This window comes from Rhodocista pekingensis (genome assembly GCF_042665545.1).
GTDB lineage: Bacteria > Pseudomonadota > Alphaproteobacteria > Azospirillales > Azospirillaceae > Rhodocista > Rhodocista pekingensis.
This window is the reverse complement of sequence record NZ_JBHTCM010000010.1, coordinates 902,095-926,893: the sequence shown is the minus strand read 5'-3', so window position 1 is coordinate 926,893 and position 24,799 is coordinate 902,095. Positions and strand designations below refer to the sequence as shown.

Sequence of the window (24,799 nt, the reverse complement as noted above, 5' to 3'; positions counted from 1 at the left end):
TTCCTACAATCGCCCGGCTGCCGTCCGCGAACTGTCCAGAGAGCGCCCGTGCCGTCCAGCCCGCACCGCAAGTTCGCCGTCCAGAAGCCGAAGGGCAAGAAGTGGGAGACGCTCGCCCTGGTGGACGGGCTGGAGCAGGGCCGTGCCGAGTTCCGGCAGGCGGTGGCGCAGCACGGTGGCGGCTATGTCCGGCTGATCCAGGTGGACTTCAAGACCGAGGACGTGCTCTCCGACTATGACTGGCACCTGATCGAGCTGCACGACCCCTTCAAGGGCAAGGGGCCGACCCGTCCCACCCTGGTCGCCGGCAAGGAACGGCGGCAGCCCGCCCCCGAGGCCGCGGCGACCGTCAGGCCGGCGCGGCCCGGTGCGGGACCGGCGGCCCGAGGCCAGGGCGCCCGCGCCCGCGGCCTGGGGTCCGCGGGGATGGGGGGCGCGGGGAACGGCGGCCTGGGGAACGGCGGTATGGGGCATGGCGGATCGGGCCTGGGCGGGCCAGCTGCGGCACAGCAGCGCCGCGCGGACGAGAAGGTGCCCGTGCCGGTGCCGACCTATCTCGCGCTGGCCGCCTTCGGCGCCGTCGCCGGCCTGCTCTGGCTGCTCTGGTTCGGCTGACCCCGGCTGATCCCGGCTGATCCCCTGCGGCCCGGCTCAGCCCGCCGCGCGCTGCCGCGGGGCGGGGGCGGCCATGGTTTCCGTCATCTCCGCCAGTGCCCCCAGCTCTCCCGGCTCGCGCCCGGCCGCGGTCAGGCTGCGGGCGATCAGGCCGCCCATCCGCCCGCGGAACAGGTCGGCATGGAAGCCGCGGGCGTGCAGTGCGATCTCCTCCGTGGAGAAGCGGCGCTCCGTCGCCTCGAACCGTTCCACCGCCCCGTTGATGGCGTCCACGGTCTGCTCGCGGAAGAACAGGCCGGTGCGCCCGTCCACCACCGTCTCCAGGGTGCCGCCGCGGCCGTAGGCCAGCACCGGCTTGCCCGACGCCATCGCCTCCACCGGGACGATGCCGAAATCCTCCTCGCCGGGGAAGACCAGGGCACGGCAGCGGGCATAGTGGCTGCGCAGGCTGTCGAAGGGCTGCGGCCCCAGCACCCGCACGTTCGGCCGCGCCATGCGGCGCAGCGTGTCGAGCTGCTCGCCCGCGCCGATCACCACCAGCGGCCGGCCGCTGCGGTTGAACGCCTCCACCGCCAGATCGGCGCGCTTGTAGCCGACAAGCTGGCCGGCCACGAGATAGAAGCCGTCATGGTCCCGCGTCGGGGTGAAGTCGTCCACCTCCACCGGCGGGAACACCACCTCGGACCCGCGGCCGTAGTAGCGGCGGATGCGGCGGGCGACATTGCCCGAATTGGCCGCGAAGGCGTCCACCCGCGCCGCCGTCACCGTGTCCCACCAGCGCAGATAGTGCGCCACCGGCACCAGCGCCGCTCCGGCCAGCCGGCCCAGCCCGCCGCGGTAGTCGTGGTACATGTTCCAGACATAGCGCATGGGCGAGTGGCAGTAGCAGACATGCACGGCGTCCGGATCGGTCACCACGCCCTTGGCCGGGCCGCTCTCGCTGCTGATGACCAGGTCGTAGCCGCGCAGGTCCAGATGCTCCAGCGCCAGCGGCATCAGCGGCAGGTACTTCTGATAGTGCCGGCGGGCGCCGGGCAGGCGGTCGATGAAGCTGGTGACGATGCGGTGGCGCTTCAGCGTCGGCGACAGCACGGCCGGATCGACGACATGGGTGAAGATGTCCGCCTGCGGGAACAGGTGGCAGAGCTGCTCCAGCACCTTTTCGCCGCCGCGCATGGCGACCAGCCAGTAATGGATGATGGCGACCTTCATGGGCCGGAGACCTCGTCGAGAATGGAGAGGAGACGGCCGGCGCTGACATCCCAGCCGAAGGCCGCGGCCCGCCGCCGGCCGCGCTCGGCCAGCGCCGCGCGCAGGGCCGGGTCGCCGGCCAGCCGGGCGACGGCGCGGGCGATGTCGGCCGGGTCGGCCGGATCGACATAGAGGGCGGCGTCGCCGCACACCTCCGGCAAGGAGGCGGCGCGGGCCGCCACCACGGGGCAGCCGGCGATCATCGCCTCCAAGGGCGGCAGCCCGAACCCCTCGTAGAAGCTGGGGAAGACAAGGCAGAGGGCACCCTGGTAGAGCGCCTTCAGCTCGGCGTCGGAGACGGGGCCCAGCTCGCGCACGCCCGCGTCCGGCAGGCCGCCGGCGTCGGCGAAGATGCGCGGGTCGCGGTGCCCGGCGGTGACCAGCAGCGGCCGCGGCTCCGGCAGCAGCGCCAGCGCCTTCGCCACCGCGGCCGTGTTCTTCGCCTTGGCCCGGCTGCCCAGGGCGAAGACGTAGCCGCCCGCCGCCAGCCCGTGCCGCGCCAGCGCGCCGGGATCGGCGTCCAGCCCGGCGAAATGGTCGGCGGCGTTGTGGACGACGGACAGCCGCCCCGGGTCCACCCCGGCATGGCGTGCCAGCTCCCCGGCGGAGAAGGCGCTGACCGTGACGACCTTCAGCGCACGCCGGCCCAGCACCGCCCAGAGCGCCCGATACCAGGCGCGGAACTGCCAGGAATAGCTCTCCGGCACGGCATAGACGCCGGCATCGTGGATCGCCACCACCTGCCGCGGATGCAGCAGCGGCCCCGTATTGCCCAGGTTCAGCAGCAGCGCACCGCGGGCGGCGCGGGGCAGGTCGATCTGCTCCCAGGCGTGGCCGCGGCGGCTGCCCGTCCGGCGCACGGCGATGTGGCGGCAGGGATCGGGCTCCTGCCCGTCGGGGGGCAGCAGGATCTCCGCCGGCCAGGGGTCGCCGGCGGCGGCGCGGGCGGCCAGCCGCGCGTCCAGCGCCCGCACCAGCTCGCGCGCGTAGCGCTGCACGCCGGTCAGGCGCTGCGCCAGGAAGCGGCCGTTGATGGCCAGCGGCGGCCGCGGGGCCGCGGCCGGCCGGGTCCGGGGCAGGGGCATCGTCATCGGCCGTATCCGGCGGCGGCGGGCCAGGGGGCCTCCTGTCCGGTTTCCGGGACGGGCGCGTCGTCGGCGGGGGCATCGTCGGGACCGGCGATCCGGCGCGCCAGCGCGTCCCAGCCGGCGATGCCGGCGCGGGAGATGCCGGCGCGGTCCACCTTGGCGGCGGCCAAAAGGGCATGGCGGATGGAGGCGCGGTCGCCCGGCCGGTAGCCGACGACATGCGGCCGGTCGGGCCGGGTGGCGAAGTCCGGCGCCACCGCCGGCAGCCGGCACCAGGTGTACTGCATCAGCTTCAGCGAGCTGTCGGCCAGGGTCTCCGCCCCCTCGCGGTAGGTGTAGGGGGCCAGCCCGATGTCGGCGTGGACGATGTAGGGGATGGTCTCGCGGAACGGCATCTCGCCGTACCAGCGGATGTTCGGCCGGTCGCCCGTGCGCGGCACCCGGCCGATGACGTGGAAGGTCCAGTGCGGGAACTGCTCCGCCGCCACGGCCACCAGCTCCGGGTCGTAGAAGGAATGCCCGACGGAGACGGCGTGCAGCCCGCCGCCGCGCAGCCCGCCGCCGGTTCCGCCCCCGCGCAGCGCGCGGTAGGGGTCGGGGCAGGGCGCGTCGAAGGCGGCGGCGTCGATCCCGTGCGGGTGCAGCCGTGCCGTGCCCAGGGCGGCGAACCGCTCGACGGAATAGCGCGAGGGCGCGGAGATCAGGTCGAACAGCGGCGCCACCCGCTCCTCCGCCGCGATCACGGCCCGGTGCTGGCCCAGGTTGCGGATGTCGTCCGACACCCGGTAGACCAGCCGCGCGCGCGGGTTCAGGCGGCGGATGCGCTCCACCAGCAGCAGCGCGCCCGTGCTCTCCACCACCACCAGGTCGGCGCGGCGCAGCGCCTGCTCCAGCCCCGGCATCGGCAGCCGCGCCCAGAGCGCCGCCAGCGGCAGGGTCAGCCGGTCCGCCAGCGGGTGGCGCAGGTGGAAGACATGGTAGGGCGTGTACCAGACATGGCTGGTCAGCCCCGGCCGCACCGGCACGGGCCGGTTCGCCTCCGCCCGCACCGGATACTCGAAGCGCGGATCGCCGCGCAGGCGGGAGATCGGGCTGATCTGGGTGGTGGCGAAGGTCACGTCCCAGCCCTGCGCGACCAGCGCGTCCGCCAGGAAATGGAAGTTCGCCCGCCGGCGCGAGGCGTAGTAGTGGCCCGACAGCAGCACGGCGCGGCGCGGCGCGGGCGTTTCCGCCTGCCCGCGCGGACCGCTGCCGGGGGGCAGGTCGGCAGGAAGCTGCCTGTCGGGCATCGGCCTGTCGGGCATCGGGTCGTCGGGACTGCGCACGTCGTCTTCTCCGGAGAACCGCGGGGGCGCCGGTCCGGGACCGGGCGCCGCCGTCGTCAACGCCCCCCGGACCGGATCGTTCACGGCGGGGTGCGGCTACTCCGAAAGCAGTGGATTGCAACGGATGGGACCCTCCCCGTGTTGCCCTTTCCCGGGGTGCGTACCCATGTGTTGGAAGCCCCCTGTGTCGAAGGCCGGTGTCCCAGGCCGTTCACAGCCCAGGCCGTTCACAGCAAGGAGAGCCTGAACGTGCGAGACCGAACCGCTTCCACCCCCCGCCCCTCCGCTCCGGGCCGGTCGCTCCGGCGCCGGCTAGCCAAGGCCATCGACCGGATCGTGGAGGGGGTGCTCGACGGCATCGCCGGGCTGGCGCAGCCCGCCCCGGTGCCGGTTCCCGTCCGCGTGCGGCCGGACCGCCGGCGCCGCTGACGTCCCGTCGGCGCCGGCAGTCCGTCCTGACCATCCGCCTTGGCCATCCGCCTTGGCCGGACGCCGACAGGCGCAAAGCCGGGGGACCGGAGTACCCCTCAGGGTCGCGGTCTTCCCTGCATGCGCCCCCGCCGACGGTGGAGCCTTCTCCCGCGGCCCGCGTTAGCGCTCTCGTGCCCGGCCCCCCTTGGACCCGGGCCGCCACCCTTGTGGACAGCGCGAGCGAGCCGAGATGGCATCCGAAGACGTCATTCCCTTCCGCGAGGCGACGCAGCGGGACCGCGAGCTTCGCTCGCAACGCCTGACGCGCCTGCTGACCGAACAGCAGGCGGTCTCCCTGCGCGACCAGTTCCTGAAGCTGAAGCGGCGCAAGTGGCTGGTGCTGGGCACCATGCTGGTCGTGACGCTGCTGACCGTGCTGCTGGTGGAGCAGATCACGCCCACCTACACCGCCACCTCGACCGTCATGATCGAGCCGCGGCAGCAGCGCACCCTGGACGTGGAGGCCGTCGTCTCCGGCCTGCCGCCGGACGTGGAGACGATCCAGGGCGAGATCGCCATCATCACGTCGCGCGGGCTGGCGCAGAAGGTGATCGACAAGCTCGACCTCGCCCGGCTGCCGGAGTTCAACCCGACGCTGGCCGCGGAGATGGGGCTGGACGGCGGGCCGCTCGACGGGTTGACGGACGGTCTGCGCGGCATCGTCGGCTGGGTTGGCGGCCTGTTCGGGGCCGAGCCGGCACGCCGGGGCCCCGACGATCCCGAGGCGGAACTACGCACCCGCGTCGTCAACCGCTTCCTGGACCGGCTCAGCGCCGCCCCGCGCGGGCGCAGCCGCGTCATCCAGATCGCCTTCACCTCCACCGACCGGCAGTTGGCTGCCAGTGTCGCCAACACGGTCGCCGACCTCTACATCCTGGAGCAGCTTGAGGCGAAGTACGAGGCGACGCAGCGGGCGACGGACTGGCTCAGCGCCCGGCTCACCGACCTGCGCGCCCGGACCGAGGCGGCGGAGCGCGCCGTGGAGGAGTACCGCGCCCGCGCCGGGCTTCTCCAGGGGGAGAACACGACGACCCTGGCGACGCAGGAGCTGTCCCGCCTGAACACCGAGCTGGTGATCCTGCGCAGCGCCACGGTGGAGGCCGAGGCGCGGTTGCGCGCGGCGGAGCGGGCGCAGGGCACGACGGATGCGTCCTCCCTGCCCATGACAGTGTTGCAGAGCCCGCTGATCCAGTCCCTCCAGTCGCAGCAGATCGAACTGAACCGCCGCTACGCCGACCTGTCCGAGACCTTCGGCGAGCGCCACCCGCAGATCATCAACATCAAGGCCGAGATGGCCGAACTGGCGACCCGGATCCGTGGCGAGGTGAACAAGATCATCGGCGGCCTGCGCAACGAGGTCGCCATCGCGCGCGAGCGCCAGTCGGTGGTGGAGAAGGAGCTGGAGCAGATGAAGACCGCCGCCGGCGAGCGCGGCACCTCGCTGGTGCAGCTCCGCTCGCTGGAGGAGGAGGCGGCCAGCAACCGGCTGCTGCTGAACACGTTGATGGAGCGGTTCAACGAGACGACGCTGCAACAGGATCTCCAGCAGGCCGATGTCCGCCTGATCTCGCCCGCCCCGGTGCCGCAGGCCCCGTCCGCCCCGAACAAGCCGCTGCTGGTGGGGCTGGCGCTGTTCTTCTCCCTGGTGCTGGGCGTCGTGCTGGCCTTCATCGCCGAACAGCTCGACCAGGGCTTCCGCTCGTCCGAGCAGCTTGCCGCCGCGACCGGCCTGCCGGCGCTGGGCATGCTGCCCGTGATCGGCCGGCGGCAGCGCGCCGGCATCGCCCCGGCCGACTTCTTCCTGCGCAAGCCCCGCTCCGCCTTCGGCGAGGCGGTGTCCAGCGCCGTCGCCAGCCTGTTCCTGGGGGGCACCGGCGACCGCCGGCCGCGCACGGTGATGGTGACATCGGCCCTGCCCAACGAGGGCAAGAGCACGACCTCCATCAATCTGGCGCGGGCGGTGGCGCAGAGCGGGCTGCGCACGCTGCTGATCGACGCCGACCTGCGGCGGCCGACCCTGCACACCCAGCTCGGCCTGACGCTCCAGCCGGGGCTGGTGGAGTATCTCCAGGACAAGGCGACCTTCGAGGAGATCATCCAGCGCGACCCGCGCAGTTCGCTGGACGTCATCCCGGCCGGCGGGCATGTCGCCAATCCGGTCCACTTCCTGGCCGCGGACCGGACACGCACCTTCCTCCAGGGCCTGACCAAGTACTACGACTTCGTCGTGGTGGACAGCTCGCCCGTCATGGTGGTGTCGGACAGCCGTATCCTGGCCCGGTATGTGGATGAGACGGTCTTCGTCGTCCGCTGGGCCCGCACCCGGCGCGAGCATGTGCTGCACGCGCTGCGCCAGTTGCTGGAGGCGGGCGGCGAACTGGGCGGCGTGCTGCTGACCATGGTCAACACCCGGCGCCACGCCGACTACAGCTTCGGCGACAGCGGCCAGTACCATCTCGGCCCGCGCTACTACGAGCGGTAGGGCCGAGGGGGCCGCGTCGGGGCCGGGATCAGCCCTCGGGGAAGTTGCGCGCCCGTACGGGGGCCAGGGCGGACAGGGCCTCGGCCCGCTCGCAGGCGGCGATCACCCGGGGCGCCACCGCCCGGATGCGGTCGCGCCCCGGCCGCCAGCGGCTGAGCGTGGCGGCGTAGAGGTCCAGCAGGGTGGGGCCTGCCCCCAGCAGCCAGGGAGACGGATCCAGCGCCTGCTCCAGGGTGCGCCAGCAGGACAGGATGCGCTCCACCGTGGCGGCGCGCAGCTCCCGCTGCGCCCGCTCACCCCCGACCCAGCGGTCGGGAAAGTCGCCCACCGTGTACATCGGGTAGACGGCTCCGGCCAGGAACAGCAGCCAGCGCAGGAAGGGCGCCCGGGCCGGGTCGCCCGGCGCCGGCGCCAGCCCGGGGTGGCGGTCCGCCAGCCAGAGCAGGATGGCCGCGCTTTCCGTCAGCACGCTGCCGTCCTCCAGCAGCAGGGCCGGCACCTGCCCCATCGGGTTCACCGCGCGCAGCCGCGCCACCTCGGCCGTGTCGCCGCCGGGGTCGGTCTGGATGTACTCATAGGCTTCCCCGGCCAGGGTGAAGGCGGCCTCGATCGCCGCCGAACCGCAGCCCGGGCATCCGTACAGGGTCAGCATCCTCCACCCCCCAAGGTCGTGGCGCCGCGGGATTCTCCGTCCGGGGTCTTCCGTCGGCGCCGGCTCCAGGGAACCGCGGAACGCCATCGGGGGCAAGCGGCCCCTCCCGCGGTCAGCCCCGGCGGCGGCCCGGACGGGGGCCGGGTTTCAGTCCCGCCGGGCCTTCTCCGTTCCCGCCTTGCCGGCTGGAACCGTGCTGCCGGGAACAGAGTCGGCGGTCGTGCCGAGGCCGGCGCCGGGTTCGGTCGTGCGGCCGCTGGCGGCGCCGCCCACGCCATAATCCAGGCCGCCGGCCCGGTTGCCGTCGATGCGGCCGTCGCGCACCTGCTTTTCCAGGCCGCCGGGGTCCGGGGTATCGCCGAGAGTCTTCGTGTTGCCGGGTCGCTTCGCGTCGCCGGGGGGCTTCTCGTCGCCGGGGCTCTCGGCCATGGTGTCGGTCTCCTGCCGGGGGGCTGGGCTGGGATGGGGTCCGGCAGCGGCAACAGGGGGGCGGGCGCCGGAGTTCCGCCGCCGGCGCCCCATCGGGGGGCTCCTGCGCGAGAGGGTGCCCTCCGTCCGCGAGAACGGTGCATGCGAAGCGTCCCGGCGGGATTAATGCCGCCGGGCGGCAGGGAACCCTTTCGCCCGTCCGCCCGTTCGCTTCCCGACGCCCGGGCCGCGACGCGCGGGTTCCCTTGCCGCCAGCCGTCCCTCGGGACGCCTCATCGGGACGCCATGCAGAACCAGACCGCCCCCCTGTCCGCCCCCCGCATCACCGCGATCGTCTGCACCCACAACCGTGCCTGGCATCTGGCCCGCGCGCTGGACAGTCTGCGTGCCCAGACCCTGGCGCCCGCGGCGTTCGAGGTCGTGGTCGTGGACAACGGCTCGACCGATGACACGCGCGCTGTCATCGCCCGCGGCATCGCCGGGGCGCCCACCATGCGCAGCGTGTTCGAGCCGGTGCTGGGCCTCTCCCGCGCCCGCAACACGGGCTGGCAGGAAGCACGGGCGCCGCTCATCGCCTATCTGGACGACGACGCCGTGGCCGGGCCGGACTGGCTGGAACGGCTGCTGGAGGCGTTCGCCGATCCCCGCACCGGCGTCGTCGGCGGCCGAGTCCTGGGCGACTGGGAGGTGCCGCGGCCGTCCTGGCTGGCGCGGCAGCTCCTGCCCAGCCTGACGGTGATCGACTGGGGCGAGCGGCCCTTCACGGTGCGGCCGCCCTGCTTCGTGGCCGGTGCCAACATCGCCTTCCGCCGGGAGCATCTGGAGCGGCTGGGCGGCTTCTCCGAGCATCTGGGGCGCAAGGGCGGCCTGCTGCTCTCGGCGGAGGAGCGGGAGATGACCCGGCGGATCGAGGCGCTGGGCTTCGAGACGCGCTACGAGCCGGCCGCCTGCGTGCGCCACTGGGTCGGGCGCGAACGTCTGACCCAGTCCTGGTTCCTGGAGCGCGCCCACTGGCAGGGCGTCTCCGAGGCGCTGGCGGAGATGGACGGCCGCCCCCTGCCGCCGGCCGAGCGCGAGGCCCGCGCCCGGCGGCGCCTGTTCGCCCGGCAGGTGCTGAAGAACCGGCTGCTGGCGCTGCTGGGCAACCGCAGCCAGCCGCGCCTGTTCGTGGCGCATGTCGATGTCGCCCGCGCCCGCGCCTATGCCGAGACGCTGCGCCGCGGCGCCGCCCCGGCGGAGACGGTGGCCCCGGAGCCCGCCCCGGCCCTGGGCCGCTGAGCCGGCGTTCCCGGCCAGGGACGGACGCCGGGGGGATGGCCGCCGGTCGGGACCGCCGGCCGGGATCGCCGTCCATCTGGCGCCGTCGCCCGCGCGCGGGTAGAAAGGCGGCCATGAGCGACCTGACCGCCCTGATCGATGCCCTGCCCGGCGCCCGCGTGCTGGTGGTGGGGGACGTCATGCTGGACCTGTTCACCCATGGCAGCGTCGAGCGCATCTCCCCCGAGGCGCCGATCCCCGTGCTGCGGGTGGAGCGGGAGACCGCCATGCTGGGCGGGGCCGGCAACGTGGCCTGCAACCTCGCCGCCCTGGGGGCGCAGGTCCGCCTGCTCTCCGTCGTGGGGGAGGATGCGGCCGGCGCGCAGGTCCGCGCCCTGGCGGCGGAGCGGCTGGGCGGGGCCGACGGGCTGCTGTCCGATCCCGGTCGCTGCACCACGCGCAAGACCCGCTTCCTGGCCGGCAGCCAGCAGCTCCTGCGCGCCGACAGCGAGACGGCGGCGCCGCTGGCGCCCGCGCTGGCGGATACGCTTGTCGCCTGCGCCGTGGCCGCGCTGGACAGCGCCGCCGTGCTCGTCCTGTCCGACTACGGCAAGGGCGTGCTGACCGCGGACGTGACGGCGCGCCTGCTGGAAGCGGCCAGGGTGGCCGGGCGGCCGGTGCTGGTCGATCCCAAGGGCAGCGACTTCGCCCGCTACCGCGGGGCCGCGGCGGTGACGCCGAACCGCAAGGAACTGGCCCAGGCCAGCGGCCTGCCGGTCGATACGGACGCGGAGGTGGAGCATGCCTGCGCCCGCCTGATCGCCGCGGCCGGGATCGGCGCCGTCGTCGCCACCCGCAGCGAGGAGGGCATGTCCGTCGTCCGCGCCGGCGCCCAAGGTCCCCAGGCGACGCACCTGAAGGCCGAGGCGCGGGAGGTGTTCGACGTCTCCGGCGCCGGCGACACGGTGGTGGCGACGCTGGCCGCGGCCCTGGCCACGGGGGCGGACCTGACGGACGCAGCCCGGCTCGCCAACCTTGCCGCCGGGATCGTCGTCGGCAAGGTCGGCACCGCCGTCGTCCGCCCGGACGAGCTGCGGGCCGCCCTGCACCGGCAGGACTGGGAGGCGGGGGAGGCCAAGTGCCTCGGCCTCGACGCCGCGCAGGAGCGGGTCGCCCGCTGGCGCCGCAAGGGCTGGACGGTGGGCTTCACGAACGGCTGCTTCGACCTGCTGCACCCCGGCCATGTCTCGCTGCTGGCGCAGGCACGGGCCGCCTGCGACCGGCTGGTGGTGGGGCTGAACAGCGACGCCTCCGTCCGCCGGCTGAAGGGGGAGACGCGGCCGGTCCAGGGGGAGACGGCGCGGGCCACGGTGCTGGCTTCGCTGGCCGACGTGGACCTGGTGGTGATCTTCGAGGAGGACACGCCCCTGCGCCTGATCGAGGCGCTGCGGCCCGACGTGCTGGTCAAGGGCGCCGACTACACGGTGGAGACGGTGGTCGGCGCCGGGCTGGTGCAGTCCTACGGCGGCCGCGTCCTGCTGGCCGATCTGGTGGAAGGCCAGAGCACCACCCGCATGGTCGGCCGCATGCGCTGCTGACGCCGGCGGCCCGGACCGGGAGTTCCCGTCCGCTACAGGACCCGGCCCGGGTCCTCCAGCCGGTGCAGCCGGGCGGCGGCGGCCTGGGCCGCGCGCAGGGTGACGGCCTTGCGCCGGGCGGCGGCCAGCTTCAGCACCGGCGCCTCGCGCAGCACCTCCGCCCCGAAGGCGTCCGCCACCATCAGGCCGCAGCCGTCGGGGATCAGCTCCTGCGGGAAGTCTGCGGCGACGGCGAAATAGAAACAGTCGCAGAACTCCCGGTAGTCCGGCCATTTGTGGTCGGCGCGGAAATCGGCGACGCAGCTCTTGACCTCCACGATCAGCACGCCGCCATCCTCGGCCAGCCCGAACACGTCGGCACGGCGGCCGTTCGCCAGCGGGAACTCCACCAGCGTGGCGATGCCGCGGTCCGCCAGCGCCCGGCGCACCCCGCGGGTGATCGCCGCGGCGGCCTCGGACGGGGGACGCGGCAGGGCGGGCAGCGCGCCCGTCATGATGCATGGTCCGTCATGGTACGGATCATGAACGAAGCCGCCGCGCCTGCCAAGGGCGGCGGACGGGAGGGGCGGCGCCTTGCCGGAAAAGCAAAGGCCCCACCGTGGGGGTGGGGCCTGTAAATCGACGCCGTGCCGGACTTGCAATCGCCCAGGCACGGCCGCCCCTGGAGGGGTCTTAGATGCGGATGGCCCATGGAAGCCGTGGCTTGAAGCCGATGGCCCGTGGGCTCAGAGCCGCTGACCACCTGAATCTGTGCTAGCGCAGGTGCCTTGTCAATCCACCCAACCCGAGGGCGCTGAGCACACAGCCTCTCACCTTGCGCATGTCGTCCTCGGGGATCGGCGCGGTCCTGTAGAGGCGTCGCCCTCTCTCGTCCTTCCCGATCCGTGGAAAATCCAGCCGGTGGAAGCCAACGGCATAGATCATATCTCCCTTTACCCAACGAAGCTGGTCTCCCCAGGGTTCCGGCAGGGGCGGATCAAGCCTGATCTGGCAATGGTAGGGCATCCTCGGGCGGGGATCTTCCATGCTCAGCGCCACGACAGTGCAAAGGCCCGCACGGACACTGATCTTTGGGCTGACGACGATCACGGGCCGGCGCTTCACCATTTCGGGTTCCTTGAACCCCTGGTCGAAGTCGCAGAGGAGAACAGTGCCGACAGGAGGGTGATCTTGAATAGGCACCGCAGCTCTGAGATGTTTCTGGGCGGACCGAGACCCGAAGAGAATAGGTCAGGAGCAATGATTCGCGCCAGGGGCATTTTTCTCTGTACTGTAACAGCTTATGGTATTGTGGGCGGCATGGCAGGCTGGCCTGGAAGGCTGATACTCCCTGAACAAGGGGACGTGCTGTCCGGGCGTCCTGACGGGGGCGGTCGATGCTCACCGTGATCGACGCGTTGGAGGCGCCGCATCCCCTGGCCGGCAACGGGGCCGTCTGGCGGGTGGTGACGGACGGGGTGATGGGCGGCATCTCCCGCGCCGTGCTGGCGCGCGAGACGGTGGCCGGCCGTCCCGCCCTGCGCCTGCGCGGCGAGGTGCGGCTGGAGAATGACGGCGGCTTCGTGCAGATGGCGCTGGACCTCGCCCCGGACGGCGGGCCGGTGGATGCAGGACGCTTCGCCGGGCTGGAGCTGGACGTGCTGGGCAACGGCGAAGGCTACGGCCTGCACCTGCGCACGACGGATCTCCTGCGGCCCTGGCAGTCCTACCGCCAGGGCTTCGCCGCGCCGCCGGCCTGGACCACCGTCCGCCTGCCCTTCGCCGGGTTCACGCCGCACCGGACGGACGTGCCGCTCGACCTGCGCCGGCTCCGCCGGGTCGGGCTGGTCGCCATCGGCCGGGCCTTCGCCGCCGATCTGTCGCTGGGGCGGCTGGCCTTCTACGGCCCGGCCTGACGCCCTGCGCGCCGACCGGCGGCGGCAGGCTCAGAGCGGCGGGACGCCGGCGCTGCGCTGCCAGCTTTCCGCCAGTTCCATCAGGCGGTGGGTCTGCGCCCGCTGGCGGCGCTGCGACAGCCAGAAGGCGCCCCACATCACGGCCAGCAGGACGAGCCAGAACAGGCCGAGCTGGCGCCAGTTGCCGCCGGCGATGGTCAGCACCAGCAGGAACAGCGTCACCGCGACCGAGATGACGATGTAGGCGATCCGGGTCCGCATGAAGGCCGCCTCGTCGCTGGAGGCGAAATCCTCCGCCAGGGTCTGAAGCTCACGGCCGGCCTGCTGCCGCGCCAGGGTAACCGGGTCCATGCTCGCTCCCTCTCAAATCCGGGTGAGCCCAGCCTGCCCCAGCCAGCGCGCGGAATCGAGCCCCCATGCTGTCCTGCCCCCGTGGCGTCCCTCTTACGGCGTCTTTCCTGCGTCCGTCAGGCCGAGCCGGCCGGCGGCATGGAGGCGAAATCGTCGTCCCGGTCGCCCAGCAGGCGGCCGAGCGCCGCCACGGTCATGGCCAGCGCCGCCTCGTCGTCGTGGCCCATCCGCTTCAGGTTCTCATAGACGCCCTGGGCCAGGAGCTGGGCCAGCCGTTCGCGGTCGTCCTGGCTCAGCGAGGCGAACAGCGCCTCGCTGCCCGCCCGGGCGCGGCCCGGCCGGCTCCGGCGCTCCGCCAGCACCCGGTCGATCGCCTGCTCCAGGTCCGCGATGCGGTACCAGAGGTTCTTCTGCATGCTCTCCTCGCGGCGCTGCACGCCAGGAGAGCTAGACCGCACGCGCCCTGCGTCAAATGCCGCCGCCCGTCGCGCGGGGAAACGCCGCTGCACCGCACCGCGCGACGGACCATGCGCGCCCTTCGCATTTGCCCGGTCAGGTCCTATGATGCCCCGGGGCCGCTCCGGCCCGGCCGCACACCGACCAGCGATGCTTTCCGTCGAAATCTCGATCGTCGTCCTGCTGATTCTCCTGAACGGCTTCTTCGCCATGTCCGAACTGGCCGTCGTCTCCGCCCGACGGGGCCGCCTGCAACAGATGGCCGAGGATGGCAGCCACGCCGCCCGCACCGCGCTGGCCTTGCAGGAGGACCCGTCCCGGTTCCTCTCCGCGGTGCAGATCGGCATCACCCTGATCGGCATCCTGAACGGCGCCGTCGGCAGCGCCACCCTGGGCGACCGGCTGGGCCGGGTGCTGGAGACGGTGCCCGCCGTGGCCGGCTACGGCGCGCTGCTGGGCACGGCCATCGTCGTCGTCATCATCACCTATCTGTCGCTGATCGCGGGCGAGCTGGTGCCCAAGCGGATCGCGCTGAACAATGCCGAGCGCATCGCCGCCTTCGCCGCCCCGGTGATGTCGGGCCTGTCGCGCGCCACGGCGCCGTTCGTCTGGCTGCTGGGCGCCTCGACCGAGGCGATGCTGAAGCTGCTGCGCATCCCGGACAGGCCGGACTCCACGGTGACGGAGGAGGAGGTCAAGAGCCTGATCGCCGAGGGCACCGCCAGCGGCGTGTTCGAGCCGGAGGAGAAGCGGATGATCGAGGGCGTGCTGCGCCTTTCGGACCGCACCGTCCGCTCGATCATGACGCCGCGGCTGGACGTGGACTGGCTGGACGTGGACGCCGATCCCGACAGCCTGCGCCGCGACATCCAGGAGGCGGGCCATTCCCGCTACGTCGTCTGCCGCGGCGACCTGGACGACGTGGTGGGCGTCGTCCATATCCGCGACCTGCTGGAGGCGCAGTTCGCCGGCCGGCCGCTCGACCTGCGTGCCGCCACCCGCGACGCCCTGGTGGTGCATGACGGCACCGAGGTCATGCGCCTGCTGGAGCTGTTCAAGAAGACCGGGCAGCAGATCGCCGTGGCGGTGGACGAGTACGGCTCCGTCGAGGGCGTCGCCACCCTGACCGACGTGATGGAGGCCATCGCCGGCGACCTGCCCGAGGCGGGCGAGGAGGGCGAGGAGGCCGACGTCGTCCGCCGCGCCGACGGCTCCTACCTGATCGACGGCATGCTGGCCGTGGAGGAGGTGGAGAGCCTGCTCTCCCTGCGCAGCCTGCGCGACGAGGACGGCGAGTACCACACCATCGCCGGCTTCGTGCTGTTCAAGCTGGGCCACATCCCCAAGGCCGGCGAAGGGTTCAGCCATGACGGCTGGCGCTTCGAGGTGGTGGACATGGATGCCCGCCGCATCGACAAGGTCATGGTCTCCCGCCTGACGCAGCAGGAGCCGTAGGGCGCGGCCCCGGCCCGCTACTCCAGCAGGATCGTTCCCGCCGGCGGCGGGTCGGCGTACAGCGCCCCGACCAGGGCGGCGCGGCGCTCCTGCGTGGCGCGCTGGTTGATGTAGCCCTTGTCCGTGATCTCGCCCGCGTCCATCGACGGCGGCTCGGTCAGCAGCAGCAGCGCCCGGACCCGCGTGCTCAGCCCCGGATTGCGGGCGTTCCAGTCGCGCAGCCCCTGGCGCAGCCGGCCCTGCACCGCGGGGTGGGCCAGCAGCATGGCCGGCGGCAGGCTGCCGCCGGGATCGTCCGCCAGCTTCTGGCAGCCCATCAGGTTCGGCCAGGCCAGCAGCCGCACGTCGTCGCGCGACAGGCCGCAGACGACGGCATCCAGCAGCACCGGGGCGCAGGCGTCCAGCACGCCGATGCGCAGGGGGCCGACATGCACCCAGGTGCCGGAGGTCAGCTTGAAGTCCTCCACCAGCCGGCCGTCCATGATCAGCCCCTGGGCCGGGTCGCGCGGGTCGATCAGGCGCCCGGCGTCGCCGGTGCGGTAGAAGCCCTCCTCGTCGAAGGCGGCGCGGGTCCGCTCGGGGTCCTTGTAGTAGCCGGGCGTCACGATGGGGCCACGGATGCGCAGCTCGAACTTGGTGCCCACCGGGGCCAGCTTCAGCTCCACCCCCGGCAGCGGCAGGCCGATGGTGCCGGCGGCCTCCGGCAACGCCGCCCAATGGACGCTGGTGGCGGTCGGCGCCGTCTCCGTCATGCCGTAGCCGGTCAGGAAGGGGATGCGGCTGCCGGTCGCGCGCACGGCATGGTCCTGCATCTTCTGCCAGACCTCCAGCGGCAGCACCGCCCCGCCATAGGCCATCGCCTCCAGCCGAGAGAAGAACGTGCGGCGCAGCGCCTCGTCCTGGTCCAGGGCGGCGGCCAGCATGGCATAGGCGACGGGCACGTTGCCGTAGGTGGTGGGCGCGATCTCCCGCAGGTTCCGCACCGTCTCCGCGAACTGGCCGGGCAGCGGCTTGCCGGCGTCGATGTAGAGCGTGCCGCCGGTGCGCAGGTTGGCGTTGAAGTTCTGGTTGCCGCCGAAGGTGTGGTTCCAGGGCAGCCAGTCCAGATGCACCCCCGGCGCCGGAAAGCGCGTGGTGGCGGCCGACATGGCCTGGTTCGCCGTCATCATGCCCTGGGTGTTGATCACCGCCTTGGGCATGCCGGTGGAGCCGGAGGTGAACAGGTACTTCGCCACCGTCTGCGGCCCCGTGGCGGCATGGGCGGCCTCCACCCGCGCGCGCTCCTCCGCGTCCAGCGGGCCGCCGACCAGCGCGTCGAAGCGCAGGCCGCCCCCCTCCGGAACGGTCCCGTCCGGCGCGGCGACCGGCACGTCCGGCCCCAGCTCCTCCCGCGCCACGGCGATGGCGCGGGCGTAGCGCCCGCCATGGTCGGCGAACACCAGTCCGGGCCGCAGCAGGGCCGCGATGTGGCGGATGCGGGCACAGTCCTGGCTCAACAGGCTGTAGGCCGGGCTGGCCGGGGCCACCGGCACGCCCACCGTCAGCGCCCCCAGCATCAGCAGCGCGTGCTCGATGCCGTTGCCGGACAGGATCATCACCGGCCGCTCCGGCCCCAGCCCCAGGGCCAGCAGGGAGCGGCCGATCCGGTCCGCCCGCTCGCGCGCCTCGGCATAGGTCAGGCCGCGCCAGTCGCCCCAGCGCCCGTCGGGCAGCGCCTCCCGCTGCACCAGCATCGGCCGGTCCGGCGCCTCCGCCGCCCAGCGGCGCAGCCAGTCGATCACGCTGCGCGCCGGCGGCTCCATGGACAGGCCGGAACGCAGCAGGATGCAACCGTCGGGCCGGTGCTCCACCGCGACCTGGGGCGGGATCAGGCCGGTGTCCCGCCACGGGATGCCGGTTTCCGGACCGCGGGCGGAGTCCGGGTGCGGGGCTGGAATGCTGTCCATGGGCGACCTCCCTCGTGGTCGTGCGTCCCACTCTCAGCCGTGCCCGGGATTACGTCCCGGGATCGTGCCCGGCGGTCCGCTTCTGGTTCTGTTTTTGTTTCTGTTTTTGTTTCTGTGTTTCTGCTTCTGCTTCATGGCCGACGGGACACCGCCCGCCGCCGCCCGGTTCGCTGCCGGGTTCTCCTTGAGTGTAGGCAGCCCCGCCCGCCCCCGCAATTCCACACCCGGACACCGCCCGCCCCGTCCGCAGGGCGGTGGGGCGGTTCAGGCGGGATGCGGGTTCGTCTGCTTCTGACGGACATCTAATCGTGTAGTCTTGTAATTCCAAGTTTCCGTTCGATCTCTTTTCGGAGATTCGTCAGACCTCTGGTGTCGCTGGGTGTTTTTGGAACTGTAATGGAGGCGAGCCCCTCAAATTGATCGGCCGCCTCCATTCTTATATGCTTGTTCTCGTTTTTCTTTCTATAGCCATGACGACTAAGCAGTGACGTCAATTCATCAGATACCCTCTTGGGATTTTTTGTTGCGCGATCAAGATCCTGCCTAAGTTCATCAAGCGCCGGAGAGGTGGAAATTCTTTCTAGTAGTATTTTGAATATTATCTTTGATCGATCGTCAATATCTATAGATGAATTAGAATTTTGCGTGACCCTTGCGAGAAATCTTAGTCTGTCCATTATCTCGCCATTGTATATTTCCGGCCCTAATATGCGTACAATATTGTCCGATGTAATAGGGTTTTGGTCGGCGCTTGAAATCTCGGGGATTTGGCAAGCTTCTATTTGCTGCCTCAGTTCTAAAATTTCATCCTTCAAGTTTTCTATTTCTTCCTCGTATAAACGTTCACTTTCCTCGGCGGTAAGGCGATGTCGATCGCGGTCGCGCTGCAAGCGAAGAGTTTGCTCTTGCAGCTCTGTCCAATCCCAACCAATCGCAGGCATGCGCCCACGTAGATCTATTACTGTCCTTTTGATAGAATTTGATAGTTCACCGGAATTCTGAAACTGCCACCCGCCAAGGAGGCGTCGAATTGTTCCCTTACCAGGTATAATAATACCAACTGCTCCGCCGTAGTAATTTTGCCCTTCGCATTTGTCTCGCAGGAGAAATGAAAACATGCGACTTGGTTCAACCAAAACATGAGCCACTCCGCCTAGATCAAATGCTAATCTTTCAATCTCTTTTTCATTGAGAAGCCATCCCCCGTCATTTTTTGCTGATATATAAACAACAGGCAAAAATTCAGTTGCGGCACCTAGCGTTGCTGCGCGAGCTGTTTCAATGCATTCCTCTGATTCATCAAGCCAGATTGGAGAATCGGTAATTTTTAAATTTAGATCCATTCCGCCAAAATTGTTTTTTATCAAGGTTTTTATGAAGTATGGCTTTCGTGGGATTTCTAGATGGGCATCCGGTGTCCTGGCAATACACTGGGTTCTAATGCGGACGAGATGCTGACTATCTATTGATGCGCGTCGTTTTAGAACAGCCTCAGTTCTCCACACTCTGCCCAGGTTATCTGGGTTGTCGTGACGAAAACCGATAGCCTCCCAAGAGTTTTCAATTTTTAACTCACGAAGCCGAAACTCTTCTCCAGAATTGGAGCGGATAGTGGCGTTTTCTATATCAAAATCTTGTTCGGAATTAGAGCTCAGTACAGTGCTTCCTTTTATTCCTTGGAGCCACGTAATTGCCTCGTTCACGAAGATTTCACGGTTAATTTTGTTCGAAATTGGAAATTCGGTTGCAAAAGGTAACATGGCACTCCCCCTTGCTCCTTGGGTTTCTGGCAAAAGCGGTAACCTATTTTGGGCGAATCTTAGTATGTCGACAAGTTAATTGAGCGTAAATTTCAGGAAAATATACCGATAATGCGAAGAGCGCCAAACCTCCTCGTCGTGCTCTGCGCGGCTGGTTCCTATCTGATGAACCCGGTCCGGGTCTGCTATCTCGTCCCCCCGAAAACAGAAAAGCGGACGGCTGCCGGGAGTGCCCGGCGCCGTCCGCTTCTGCTGTTCCACGCCTGCGCTATGCTTCCGACGGCCGCTCCCCTCAGGGGCGGCCGCCGCGCGGGCGGTCCTTACTGCGCCGGGCCCGATTGCAGGGTGCCGGTGACGCTGCCGCCGTCGGCGATGCTGATGCGGCCGTAGCGGACGGTGCCGTCCACCAGACCCGTCTCCCCGATGGAGAGGGTGCCCGACACCTCGATGGTGCCGCTGGCCCGGCCCTGCACCCGCATGCTCTCGACCTTCGCGGTGCCCTGGCCGCCCGTTCGTTTCACGCCCTGTTCGCCTCAGCGCGACCCGGTGTATGGGCTCTCATCCCGAGCGACGTTCCTTTCCCGCTCCCGCCGGAACGCAGCAGGGGCCGGCGGCGTTTCCCGCGTGGGCCGCGGGGCTGTGCCGCGGCATGGGAGGAGAGCGAGAGATGAACGCGCAGGCCAACGCCGTGCAGACCCCCGCGCCGGAGGACCGGCCGGCCATCGAAGGCGGGGTGGTTCCCTATCTCCAGGTGGACGGCGCCATCGAGGCGGCCGCCTTCTACGGCCGCGCCCTGGGGGCGGAACAGCGGGCCATCCGGGCCGCCGATCAGAAGGGCCGGACCATGCATGTCCACATGCTGATCAACGGCGGCTCGGTCATGCTGAGCGATCCCTATCCGGAGCAGGGCTACCCGCAGCAGCCGGCCCAGGGCTTCACCCTGCTGCTCGCCGTGGACGATGTGCAGGTCTGGTGGGACCGCGCCGTGGGGGCGGGGATGACGGAGGTGATGCCGCTTCAGGACATGGTCTGGGGCGACCGTTACGGACAGCTCCGCGACCCGTTCGGGGTGACCTGGGCGCTGGCCTCGCCGATCCGCTGAAGCCCAGAACCGCTGAAGTCCCGGGTCCGGGTCTGACGGGGGGAGTCCATGCGGGGCGCCCGCGCAGCGCGCCCACGCCGGGGGCGGGTGTCAGTGCCGCGCCCGCCAGCCGGGGCTTTCGGCGTCCAGGATGCGTTCAAGCTGCCCGACCCGCTCTTCCAGGCCGCTGGCGCGGGCGGCAAGCTCGGCTGCCGCCCCTTCGGACAGGCCCTGGGCCTTCGCCTTCCGCCAGCCGGTCATGTGGTTCATGACGATGGCGACGATGGGGATCGCCAGGGCGAACAGTGCAACGAGTTGACCACCGCTCAACATGTCGGACTCCGTCAGGCATCAGGTCGGGGGTGTGGGGAATGAGGATCGGGGGCGCCCGGCCCGGGGGGCCACTTCAGGGAGGCCGGCTCAGGGGCGCCCGGCCAGACGGCCGATCTCGCGGTCGAGCTGGTACTCCTTGCTGGTGACGTGGCGTTCGATGTCGGCCACGCGGCGCTCCAGCTCGTCGAACACCCGGAAGCGGCGGCGCAGCTCGACCTCGCGCTGTGCCGCCTTGATCTCCAGTTTCTGCCAGCGCCGCATGTGCGACGTGACGATGCTCACGATGGGGATCAGCAGGGCGACGATCGCGATCAGATGTCCGGTGGTCATGGCCCCTCCATCCGCGGGCGGAACCCGCGTCACTTCTTCTTTTCGAGGTCCCTGAACTGGCGGTGCAGATCGTACTCGCGGGAGGCCACATAGGTCTCCATGCTGCCGATCTGCCGGTCCAGCTCGCGGAACTTGGTCTTCAGCCCCGCCAGGGTCTGGTCGGGCCGGGTCGTGACCGAGCGCCAGAACCGCTCCTCCTCCTGGCTTTCATAGAGGTGGGACGGCCGCTCCTTCAGCACGACCCAGAGCACGACATAGCCGGCCACGATCGGGAAGAAGAAGAAGGGCAGGCCCAGCAGCAGTCCCAGCCGGACGATCCAGGCATCGACATTGATGTAGTCGGAAATCCCGGCGCAGACGCCGGCCAGCTTGCCGTCCTTGGTGTTGCGGTAGAGCCGGTGCGGGTTGGGCGACCGGAACATCGGGTCCATCTGTGGCATGGAAGCCCCCTCCCTGGCCGGGTGGCGGGCCGCGTCGCGGGGATCGACACCGGGGTCGGGGCCCGTTCCCGCCCCCCGGTTGCCTGTCCACTGATCCGTCCACGGGTCCTTGCCCCCCCGGGACGCCCCGACGCCGCCCAGACCGAGATACTCGCTCCAGCTCTGCCCGGGGTCCTTGCCCAGGAGATCGCGCTCCCAGTCGAACCCCGGGCGGCCGCCACGGCCGCGCATGCTGCTGTAGCGGTGCTTGCGGAAGGGCGGCGGGCCGCCACCCCTGTCATAAGGATCGCTCATGGTGCCTTGGCCCTCCAGCCCGGTGCCTCGGCATCGAGGATCTTCTCCAGCGACCGGATCCGGTCCTCCATCTGCGCCGCGCTGTGCCAGAGATCGGCCAGCATCTTCTCGTCGTCGGCCGAGAGCGTCTTGGCGATGCGCCACTTGGTGACGTAGTGGAAGATGATCCAGATCGGGGCGACGATGGTCAGGAACGCCACCGCCACGACAAATGCGCCTTCAGGCATCTTGAGCCCCCTCTTGGGTCGAACCCGCCACGCCAATTACTCCGGTTGGGTCTTCGCCGCCAGCCTCGCCTTCAGCGCTTGCAGCTCCGACTCGACCTTGGAGTCGGCTTCGAGTTCCGCGATCTCGTCGGCCAGGCTCTTCTTCTGGCCCATCGCCATCACTTCGGCCTTGCCCTCCAGCACGTCGAGATTGCGCTCGACCTGCTCGAAGCGGGTGAAGGCGTCGGTGATGCGGTTGTCATAGAGCTGGGTGCGGACCTTGAGCTGGTTCGTCGCCGTCTTGTGGCGGGCGACCAGGGCCTTCTCGCGGGCCTTGGCGTCGGCCAGCTTCTGCTGAAGCTGCCCGATGTCCTCGTTGGTCTTGGACAGGGCCTCGTCCAGCCGGGCCAGCTCCGTCGCCATGGACTCGGCGGCCTCGGCCAGCTTGGCCTTGGCGACCAGGGCCCCCTTGGCCAGGTCGTCGCGGTCCTTGCTCAGGGCGAACTCGGCCTTGCGCTGCCAGTCCTCCGACTCGCGCCGCAGGTCGGCCAGCTTGCGCTCCAGCTCCTTCTTCTCCGCGACGGTCTTCACGGCGGAGGAACGCACCTCGACGAGGGTGTCCTCCATCTCCTGGATGATCAGGCGGATCAGCTTCTCCGGATCTTCGGCGCGATCCAGGATGGAGTTGATGTTGGAATTCACGATGTCGCCGAGACGGGAAAAGATGCCCATGTCACGGGTCTCCTTCAGGCAAGGGCGATGAAAAGGTTGCTCATCACGGTGGCGACCGCAAGGATGATCCAGGCCTCCACCGGCACGGCGCGGAAATCCTCGTAGAGGGTCCGCAGCACACCGTCGGTCGGCCGGGCGAAGAAGCCCGTGGCCGGGGCGCGCTCGCACCGGATTTCCCGACCGAACGTCTCCGTCCGTGGGAGGTGTCCGGTCTGGAAGGTCTGGTCTGTCATCGTCACTGTCCCCCTTCGTGAGAGAACGTCTGCTTCCGGTCGGGGACATATCAGCAAGCGCCATGCCAACTCCCCCCGGCCGCCGGAAATCCTTGGGAATCAAGGCGGATACCGCGATCGGTCTTGACCGTCCCGGCGGCCGGGTTTAGCATCCGGACCATTCCTTGGCGGTTCTCGCCACTCGGTCGCCGATCACGCCAATTCCGCTTCTCCGCCTCCGGGGAAGCGGTGGGCGACCGCCCGGAACGGCCCCGGGGTCTTCCATCCGGGGCCAGTGCTCAAAGGGGGACGCATGCCCGCCGCCGCCAGCCCGCCGTCCCTGATCGGCCAGGCCCCCGCCTTCACGGCACTGATGGAGCATGTCTCCCAGGCCGCGGCCCTGAACCGTCCGACCCTGGTGATCGGGGAGCGCGGCACCGGCAAGGAGCTGGTGGCGGCGCGCCTGCACTACCTGTCGCCCCGCTGGGACCGGCCCTTCATCAAGCTGAACTGCGCGGCGCTGTCGGAGACGCTGCTGGAGACGGAGCTGTTCGGCCACGAGGCCGGCGCCTTCACCGGCGCGCAGAAGCGCCATGTCGGCCGCTTCGAGCTGGCCGACGGCGGCACCCTGTTCCTGGACGAGATCGCCACCGCCAGCCTGCGGGTGCAGGAGAAGATCCTGCGCATCATCGAGTACGGGGAGTTCGAGCGGGTCGGTGGCACCCAGACCCTGTCGGTGGACGTGCGGGTGGTTGGGGCGACGAATGCCGACCTGCCCAGGCTGGCGGACGAGGGGAAGTTCCGCGCCGACCTGCTGGACCGGCTCTGCTTCGATGTGCTGACTATCCCGCCGCTGCGCGCCCGGCCGGAGGACATCCCGATCCTGGCCGAGCATTTCGCCGTCGCCATGGTGAAGGAGCTGGGCAAGCCCTTCTTCCCCGGCTTCGCGCCGCATGCGCAGCAGCGCCTGCTGGCCTATCCCTGGCCGGGCAACGTGCGCGAGCTGAAGAACGTGGTGGAGCGCGCCGTCTACCGGGCGCCGGAGAGCGACCGGGCGATCGAGGAGATCGTCTTCGATCCCTTCAAGTCGCCCTGGCGGCCGACGCAGATGGCGATCTACGACACGGCGCCGGCGACGCCCCCGGGCGCGACTCCCGTCACCGTCGCCCAGCCCCCCGCTCCCGGCGACGGGGTGGAGCGGCTCTGGCCTGCGGATGGCGGGGCCTGCGACTTCCTGGGCAAGGTGGCGGATTTCGAGAAGGCGCTGCTGCGCACGGCGCTGGAGCGCAACCAGTTCCACCAGAAGCGCGCCGCCGCCGACCTGGGGTTGAACTACCACCAGTTCCGCGGCTATCTGCGCAAATACGAGCTGCTGGAGCGCCGCTCCGGCCCCCGCGCGGTCGGGGAGGACGAGGAGGCCGAGCGGGAGGAGGCGTGACCCGCCGCCGCCGGCGCGGCAATCCGCCCGCTTCAAGCCCGACCCCCGCCCTGGGTTAACTGGTCCTCCAGAAAGACGGCAAGGCGTCGGGGGAGGCCATGCTGCCCACGGTGAGGTTGACGGTGCGCGAGGCGGCCTTCGTCTCCGGCGTCAGCCATGAGCACATCGCCAAGGCGTTCGACGAGCATGCGGTGGAAAGCGTGGCCAGTGCGCCGCGCCGGCGCGAGCTGGACATCGTCCGCACCGTCATCATCGCCGTGCGCGAGGCGCTCAAATCCTATCCCGCCCACCTGAAGGAGGCGGCGCAGCAGGCCGTGCAGCGGACCCTGCGCGAGGCGCGCAGTCTGGCCGACATTGCGGATGTGGAGGTCGCGGACGATTTCGTCGTCACCCGGGTCCGGCTGCGCGAGCTGGCCCGCACGGTGCAGGACCGGATCGACCGGCTGCGCCGGCTGCGCGAGCTGATCGTCGTGGCGCGGGCCGATGGCCGCACCGGGGCGCCGGTCTTCCGCGGGACCCGTGTGCCCGTGCGTCAGGTGGCCGTCCTGGTGCGCGACGGCGCCGACCGCCGGGCCGTGCTTGCCGCCTTCCCCGGTCTGACGGAGGAGATGGTGGAGATGGCCCTGCTCTATGACGAACTCCACCCCCGCCGGGGCCGGCCCAGCCGCGGCGGCCCGGCGGAGTAGGTCCTGTTCTCAACCC

Annotated in this window: 28 protein-coding genes; 10 read left to right on the top strand and 18 right to left on the bottom strand. The window is 70.4% G+C overall.

Annotated elements, in window-relative coordinates:
* The first annotated feature begins 48 nt into the window (after positions 1-48).
* Positions 49-615 (top strand): hypothetical protein, encoded by a 567-nt coding sequence (locus ACFQPS_RS12615; protein ID WP_377359467.1) that lies wholly within the window; start codon positions 49-51, stop codon positions 613-615.
* A 36-nt stretch (positions 616-651) separates the two neighbouring features.
* Here the strand turns inward: ACFQPS_RS12615 and ACFQPS_RS12610 are convergent, their stop codons facing one another.
* From ACFQPS_RS12610 to ACFQPS_RS12600, 3 genes are read right to left on the bottom strand one after another with little or no spacing between them, the layout of a single operon-like run.
* Positions 652-1,827 carry a glycosyltransferase gene (locus ACFQPS_RS12610; RefSeq protein WP_377359466.1) on the bottom strand — a complete coding sequence of 392 codons (1,176 nt, stop codon included), beginning with the start codon at positions 1,825-1,827 and terminating at the stop codon, positions 652-654.
* Complete coding sequence (locus ACFQPS_RS12605; protein WP_377359464.1) at positions 1,824-2,957, bottom strand: glycosyltransferase family 4 protein; 1,134 nt, start codon at positions 2,955-2,957, stop codon at positions 1,824-1,826. Before ACFQPS_RS12605 ends, ACFQPS_RS12610 begins: the two co-directional genes overlap by 4 nt.
* Positions 2,954-4,279 carry a GumK N-terminal domain-containing glycosyltransferase gene (locus tag ACFQPS_RS12600; RefSeq protein WP_377359462.1) on the bottom strand — a complete coding sequence of 442 codons (1,326 nt, stop codon included), beginning with the start codon at positions 4,277-4,279 and terminating at the stop codon, positions 2,954-2,956. Before ACFQPS_RS12600 ends, ACFQPS_RS12605 begins: the two co-directional genes overlap by 4 nt.
* A gap of 249 nt (positions 4,280-4,528) precedes the next feature.
* Here ACFQPS_RS12600 and ACFQPS_RS12595 point away from each other — a divergent pair, with 249 nt between their 5' ends.
* Together ACFQPS_RS12595 and ACFQPS_RS12590 are read left to right on the top strand one after the other, a co-directional pair.
* Positions 4,529-4,708 carry a hypothetical protein gene (locus ACFQPS_RS12595; protein WP_377359459.1) on the top strand — a complete coding sequence of 60 codons (180 nt, stop codon included), beginning with the start codon at positions 4,529-4,531 and terminating at the stop codon, positions 4,706-4,708.
* Between the two features lie 232 nt (positions 4,709-4,940).
* Positions 4,941-7,232, top strand: a complete 2,292-nt coding sequence (locus ACFQPS_RS12590; RefSeq protein ID WP_377359458.1) for a GumC family protein — start codon at positions 4,941-4,943, stop codon at positions 7,230-7,232.
* A 28-nt stretch (positions 7,233-7,260) separates the two neighbouring features.
* Here ACFQPS_RS12590 and ACFQPS_RS12585 read toward each other — a convergent pair whose 3' ends face one another.
* A complete protein-coding gene (locus ACFQPS_RS12585; protein ID WP_377359456.1) occupies positions 7,261-7,884 on the bottom strand; it encodes a glutathione S-transferase family protein in 624 nt (207 codons plus the stop codon).
* Positions 7,885-8,031: 147 nt separating this feature from the next.
* Complete coding sequence (locus ACFQPS_RS12580) at positions 8,032-8,313, bottom strand: hypothetical protein (RefSeq protein WP_377359454.1); 282 nt, start codon at positions 8,311-8,313, stop codon at positions 8,032-8,034.
* A 285-nt stretch (positions 8,314-8,598) separates the two neighbouring features.
* On the opposite strand from ACFQPS_RS12580, the gene ACFQPS_RS12575 reads away from it, so the two are divergent.
* Positions 8,599-9,591, top strand: coding sequence for a glycosyltransferase family 2 protein (locus ACFQPS_RS12575; protein WP_377359453.1), 993 nt, complete (start codon positions 8,599-8,601; stop codon positions 9,589-9,591).
* A 113-nt stretch (positions 9,592-9,704) separates the two neighbouring features.
* Positions 9,705-11,168 carry a D-glycero-beta-D-manno-heptose-7-phosphate kinase gene (gene rfaE1, locus ACFQPS_RS12570; protein ID WP_377359452.1) on the top strand — a complete coding sequence of 488 codons (1,464 nt, stop codon included), beginning with the start codon at positions 9,705-9,707 and terminating at the stop codon, positions 11,166-11,168.
* Between the two features lie 32 nt (positions 11,169-11,200).
* On the opposite strand, the gene ACFQPS_RS12565 is transcribed toward rfaE1, so the two are convergent.
* On the bottom strand, positions 11,201-11,662 hold the full coding sequence (locus ACFQPS_RS12565) for an MmcB family DNA repair protein (protein WP_012567690.1): 462 nt from the start codon (positions 11,660-11,662) through the stop codon (positions 11,201-11,203).
* Between the two features lie 259 nt (positions 11,663-11,921).
* Positions 11,922-12,350 (bottom strand): type II toxin-antitoxin system PemK/MazF family toxin, encoded by a 429-nt coding sequence (locus tag ACFQPS_RS12560; protein WP_377359450.1) that lies wholly within the window; start codon positions 12,348-12,350, stop codon positions 11,922-11,924.
* A 194-nt stretch (positions 12,351-12,544) separates the two neighbouring features.
* Here ACFQPS_RS12560 and ACFQPS_RS12555 point away from each other — a divergent pair, with 194 nt between their 5' ends.
* A complete protein-coding gene (locus tag ACFQPS_RS12555; protein WP_377359448.1) occupies positions 12,545-13,063 on the top strand; it encodes a CIA30 family protein in 519 nt (172 codons plus the stop codon).
* A 30-nt stretch (positions 13,064-13,093) separates the two neighbouring features.
* On the opposite strand, the gene ACFQPS_RS12550 is transcribed toward ACFQPS_RS12555, so the two are convergent.
* Together ACFQPS_RS12550 and ACFQPS_RS12545 are read right to left on the bottom strand one after the other, a co-directional pair.
* A complete protein-coding gene (locus ACFQPS_RS12550; RefSeq protein ID WP_377359446.1) occupies positions 13,094-13,414 on the bottom strand; it encodes a hypothetical protein in 321 nt (106 codons plus the stop codon).
* A 116-nt stretch (positions 13,415-13,530) separates the two neighbouring features.
* Entirely contained in the window at positions 13,531-13,830 is a 300-nt protein-coding gene (locus tag ACFQPS_RS12545) for a hypothetical protein (RefSeq protein ID WP_377359444.1), read from the bottom strand.
* A 190-nt stretch (positions 13,831-14,020) separates the two neighbouring features.
* On the opposite strand from ACFQPS_RS12545, the gene ACFQPS_RS12540 reads away from it, so the two are divergent.
* On the top strand, positions 14,021-15,325 hold the full coding sequence (locus tag ACFQPS_RS12540) for a hemolysin family protein (RefSeq protein ID WP_377359443.1): 1,305 nt from the start codon (positions 14,021-14,023) through the stop codon (positions 15,323-15,325).
* Between the two features lie 17 nt (positions 15,326-15,342).
* On the opposite strand, the gene ACFQPS_RS12535 is transcribed toward ACFQPS_RS12540, so the two are convergent.
* From ACFQPS_RS12535 to ACFQPS_RS12525, 3 genes are all read right to left on the bottom strand, one after another.
* Positions 15,343-17,271: an AMP-binding protein gene (locus ACFQPS_RS12535; RefSeq protein ID WP_377359440.1), complete on the bottom strand. Its 1,929-nt coding sequence runs from the start codon at positions 17,269-17,271 to the stop codon at positions 15,343-15,345.
* Positions 17,272-17,573: 302 nt separating this feature from the next.
* Positions 17,574-19,031 (bottom strand): hypothetical protein, encoded by a 1,458-nt coding sequence (locus tag ACFQPS_RS12530; protein WP_377359439.1) that lies wholly within the window; start codon positions 19,029-19,031, stop codon positions 17,574-17,576.
* A gap of 320 nt (positions 19,032-19,351) precedes the next feature.
* Complete coding sequence (locus tag ACFQPS_RS12525; RefSeq protein WP_377359437.1) at positions 19,352-19,552, bottom strand: polymer-forming cytoskeletal protein; 201 nt, start codon at positions 19,550-19,552, stop codon at positions 19,352-19,354.
* Between the two features lie 146 nt (positions 19,553-19,698).
* Here ACFQPS_RS12525 and ACFQPS_RS12520 point away from each other — a divergent pair, with 146 nt between their 5' ends.
* Positions 19,699-20,133: a VOC family protein gene (locus ACFQPS_RS12520; protein ID WP_377359435.1), complete on the top strand. Its 435-nt coding sequence runs from the start codon at positions 19,699-19,701 to the stop codon at positions 20,131-20,133.
* Positions 20,134-20,223: 90 nt separating this feature from the next.
* Here the strand turns inward: ACFQPS_RS12520 and ACFQPS_RS12515 are convergent, their stop codons facing one another.
* From ACFQPS_RS12515 to ACFQPS_RS12490, 6 genes are all read right to left on the bottom strand, one after another.
* On the bottom strand, positions 20,224-20,445 hold the full coding sequence (locus ACFQPS_RS12515) for an envelope stress response membrane protein PspB (RefSeq protein WP_377359433.1): 222 nt from the start codon (positions 20,443-20,445) through the stop codon (positions 20,224-20,226).
* A gap of 87 nt (positions 20,446-20,532) precedes the next feature.
* The gene (locus ACFQPS_RS12510) at positions 20,533-20,775 is read right to left on the bottom strand and encodes a hypothetical protein (RefSeq protein ID WP_377359431.1); all 243 of its coding nucleotides are present in this window, start codon (positions 20,773-20,775) and stop codon (positions 20,533-20,535) included.
* A gap of 29 nt (positions 20,776-20,804) precedes the next feature.
* Positions 20,805-21,509, bottom strand: a complete 705-nt coding sequence (pspC, locus tag ACFQPS_RS12505) for an envelope stress response membrane protein PspC (RefSeq protein WP_377359429.1) — start codon at positions 21,507-21,509, stop codon at positions 20,805-20,807.
* Positions 21,506-21,736: an envelope stress response membrane protein PspB gene (pspB, locus tag ACFQPS_RS12500; protein WP_012567679.1), complete on the bottom strand. Its 231-nt coding sequence runs from the start codon at positions 21,734-21,736 to the stop codon at positions 21,506-21,508. The genes pspC and pspB overlap by 4 nt, the downstream gene beginning before the upstream one ends.
* A 36-nt stretch (positions 21,737-21,772) precedes the next feature.
* Positions 21,773-22,447, bottom strand: coding sequence for a phage shock protein PspA (gene pspA, locus ACFQPS_RS12495; RefSeq protein WP_377359427.1), 675 nt, complete (start codon positions 22,445-22,447; stop codon positions 21,773-21,775).
* 14 nt (positions 22,448-22,461) lie between these two features.
* A complete protein-coding gene (locus ACFQPS_RS12490; protein ID WP_377359425.1) occupies positions 22,462-22,680 on the bottom strand; it encodes a hypothetical protein in 219 nt (72 codons plus the stop codon).
* A 292-nt stretch (positions 22,681-22,972) separates the two neighbouring features.
* Between ACFQPS_RS12490 and pspF the strand changes: the two genes are divergently transcribed.
* Together pspF and ACFQPS_RS12480 are read left to right on the top strand one after the other, a co-directional pair.
* Positions 22,973-24,097, top strand: a complete 1,125-nt coding sequence (pspF, locus tag ACFQPS_RS12485; RefSeq protein ID WP_377359423.1) for a phage shock protein operon transcriptional activator — start codon at positions 22,973-22,975, stop codon at positions 24,095-24,097.
* A gap of 98 nt (positions 24,098-24,195) precedes the next feature.
* Entirely contained in the window at positions 24,196-24,783 is a 588-nt protein-coding gene (locus ACFQPS_RS12480) for a DUF433 domain-containing protein (RefSeq protein ID WP_377359421.1), read from the top strand.
* The last annotated feature ends 16 nt before the right edge of the window (positions 24,784-24,799 follow it).

Bases quoted from the DNA above. Each gene is read 5' to 3' on its own strand.
- ACFQPS_RS12610 (WP_377359466.1), bottom strand. From the start codon at position 1,827: ATGAAGGTCGCCATCATCCATTACTGGCTGGTCGCCATGCGCGGCGGC.
- ACFQPS_RS12605 (WP_377359464.1), bottom strand. From the start codon at position 2,957: ATGACGATGCCCCTGCCCCGGACCCGGCCGGCCGCGGCCCCGCGGCCG.
- ACFQPS_RS12590 (WP_377359458.1), top strand. From the start codon at position 4,941: ATGGCATCCGAAGACGTCATTCCCTTCCGCGAGGCGACGCAGCGGGAC.
- ACFQPS_RS12585 (WP_377359456.1), bottom strand. From the start codon at position 7,884: ATGCTGACCCTGTACGGATGCCCGGGCTGCGGTTCGGCGGCGATCGAG.
- ACFQPS_RS12580 (WP_377359454.1), bottom strand. From the start codon at position 8,313: ATGGCCGAGAGCCCCGGCGACGAGAAGCCCCCCGGCGACGCGAAGCGA.
- ACFQPS_RS12575 (WP_377359453.1), top strand. From the start codon at position 8,599: ATGCAGAACCAGACCGCCCCCCTGTCCGCCCCCCGCATCACCGCGATC.
- rfaE1 (WP_377359452.1), top strand. From the start codon at position 9,705: ATGAGCGACCTGACCGCCCTGATCGATGCCCTGCCCGGCGCCCGCGTG.
- ACFQPS_RS12565 (WP_012567690.1), bottom strand. From the start codon at position 11,662: ATGACGGGCGCGCTGCCCGCCCTGCCGCGTCCCCCGTCCGAGGCCGCC.
- ACFQPS_RS12555 (WP_377359448.1), top strand. From the start codon at position 12,545: ATGCTCACCGTGATCGACGCGTTGGAGGCGCCGCATCCCCTGGCCGGC.
- ACFQPS_RS12550 (WP_377359446.1), bottom strand. From the start codon at position 13,414: ATGGACCCGGTTACCCTGGCGCGGCAGCAGGCCGGCCGTGAGCTTCAG.
- ACFQPS_RS12545 (WP_377359444.1), bottom strand. From the start codon at position 13,830: ATGCAGAAGAACCTCTGGTACCGCATCGCGGACCTGGAGCAGGCGATC.
- ACFQPS_RS12540 (WP_377359443.1), top strand. From the start codon at position 14,021: ATGCTTTCCGTCGAAATCTCGATCGTCGTCCTGCTGATTCTCCTGAAC.
- ACFQPS_RS12535 (WP_377359440.1), bottom strand. From the start codon at position 17,271: ATGGACAGCATTCCAGCCCCGCACCCGGACTCCGCCCGCGGTCCGGAA.
- ACFQPS_RS12530 (WP_377359439.1), bottom strand. From the start codon at position 19,031: ATGTTACCTTTTGCAACCGAATTTCCAATTTCGAACAAAATTAACCGT.
- ACFQPS_RS12520 (WP_377359435.1), top strand. From the start codon at position 19,699: ATGAACGCGCAGGCCAACGCCGTGCAGACCCCCGCGCCGGAGGACCGG.
- ACFQPS_RS12515 (WP_377359433.1), bottom strand. From the start codon at position 20,445: ATGTTGAGCGGTGGTCAACTCGTTGCACTGTTCGCCCTGGCGATCCCC.
- ACFQPS_RS12510 (WP_377359431.1), bottom strand. From the start codon at position 20,775: ATGACCACCGGACATCTGATCGCGATCGTCGCCCTGCTGATCCCCATC.
- pspC (WP_377359429.1), bottom strand. From the start codon at position 21,509: ATGAGCGATCCTTATGACAGGGGTGGCGGCCCGCCGCCCTTCCGCAAG.
- pspB (WP_012567679.1), bottom strand. From the start codon at position 21,736: ATGCCTGAAGGCGCATTTGTCGTGGCGGTGGCGTTCCTGACCATCGTC.
- pspA (WP_377359427.1), bottom strand. From the start codon at position 22,447: ATGGGCATCTTTTCCCGTCTCGGCGACATCGTGAATTCCAACATCAAC.
- ACFQPS_RS12490 (WP_377359425.1), bottom strand. From the start codon at position 22,680: ATGACAGACCAGACCTTCCAGACCGGACACCTCCCACGGACGGAGACG.
- pspF (WP_377359423.1), top strand. From the start codon at position 22,973: ATGCCCGCCGCCGCCAGCCCGCCGTCCCTGATCGGCCAGGCCCCCGCC.
- ACFQPS_RS12480 (WP_377359421.1), top strand. From the start codon at position 24,196: ATGCTGCCCACGGTGAGGTTGACGGTGCGCGAGGCGGCCTTCGTCTCC.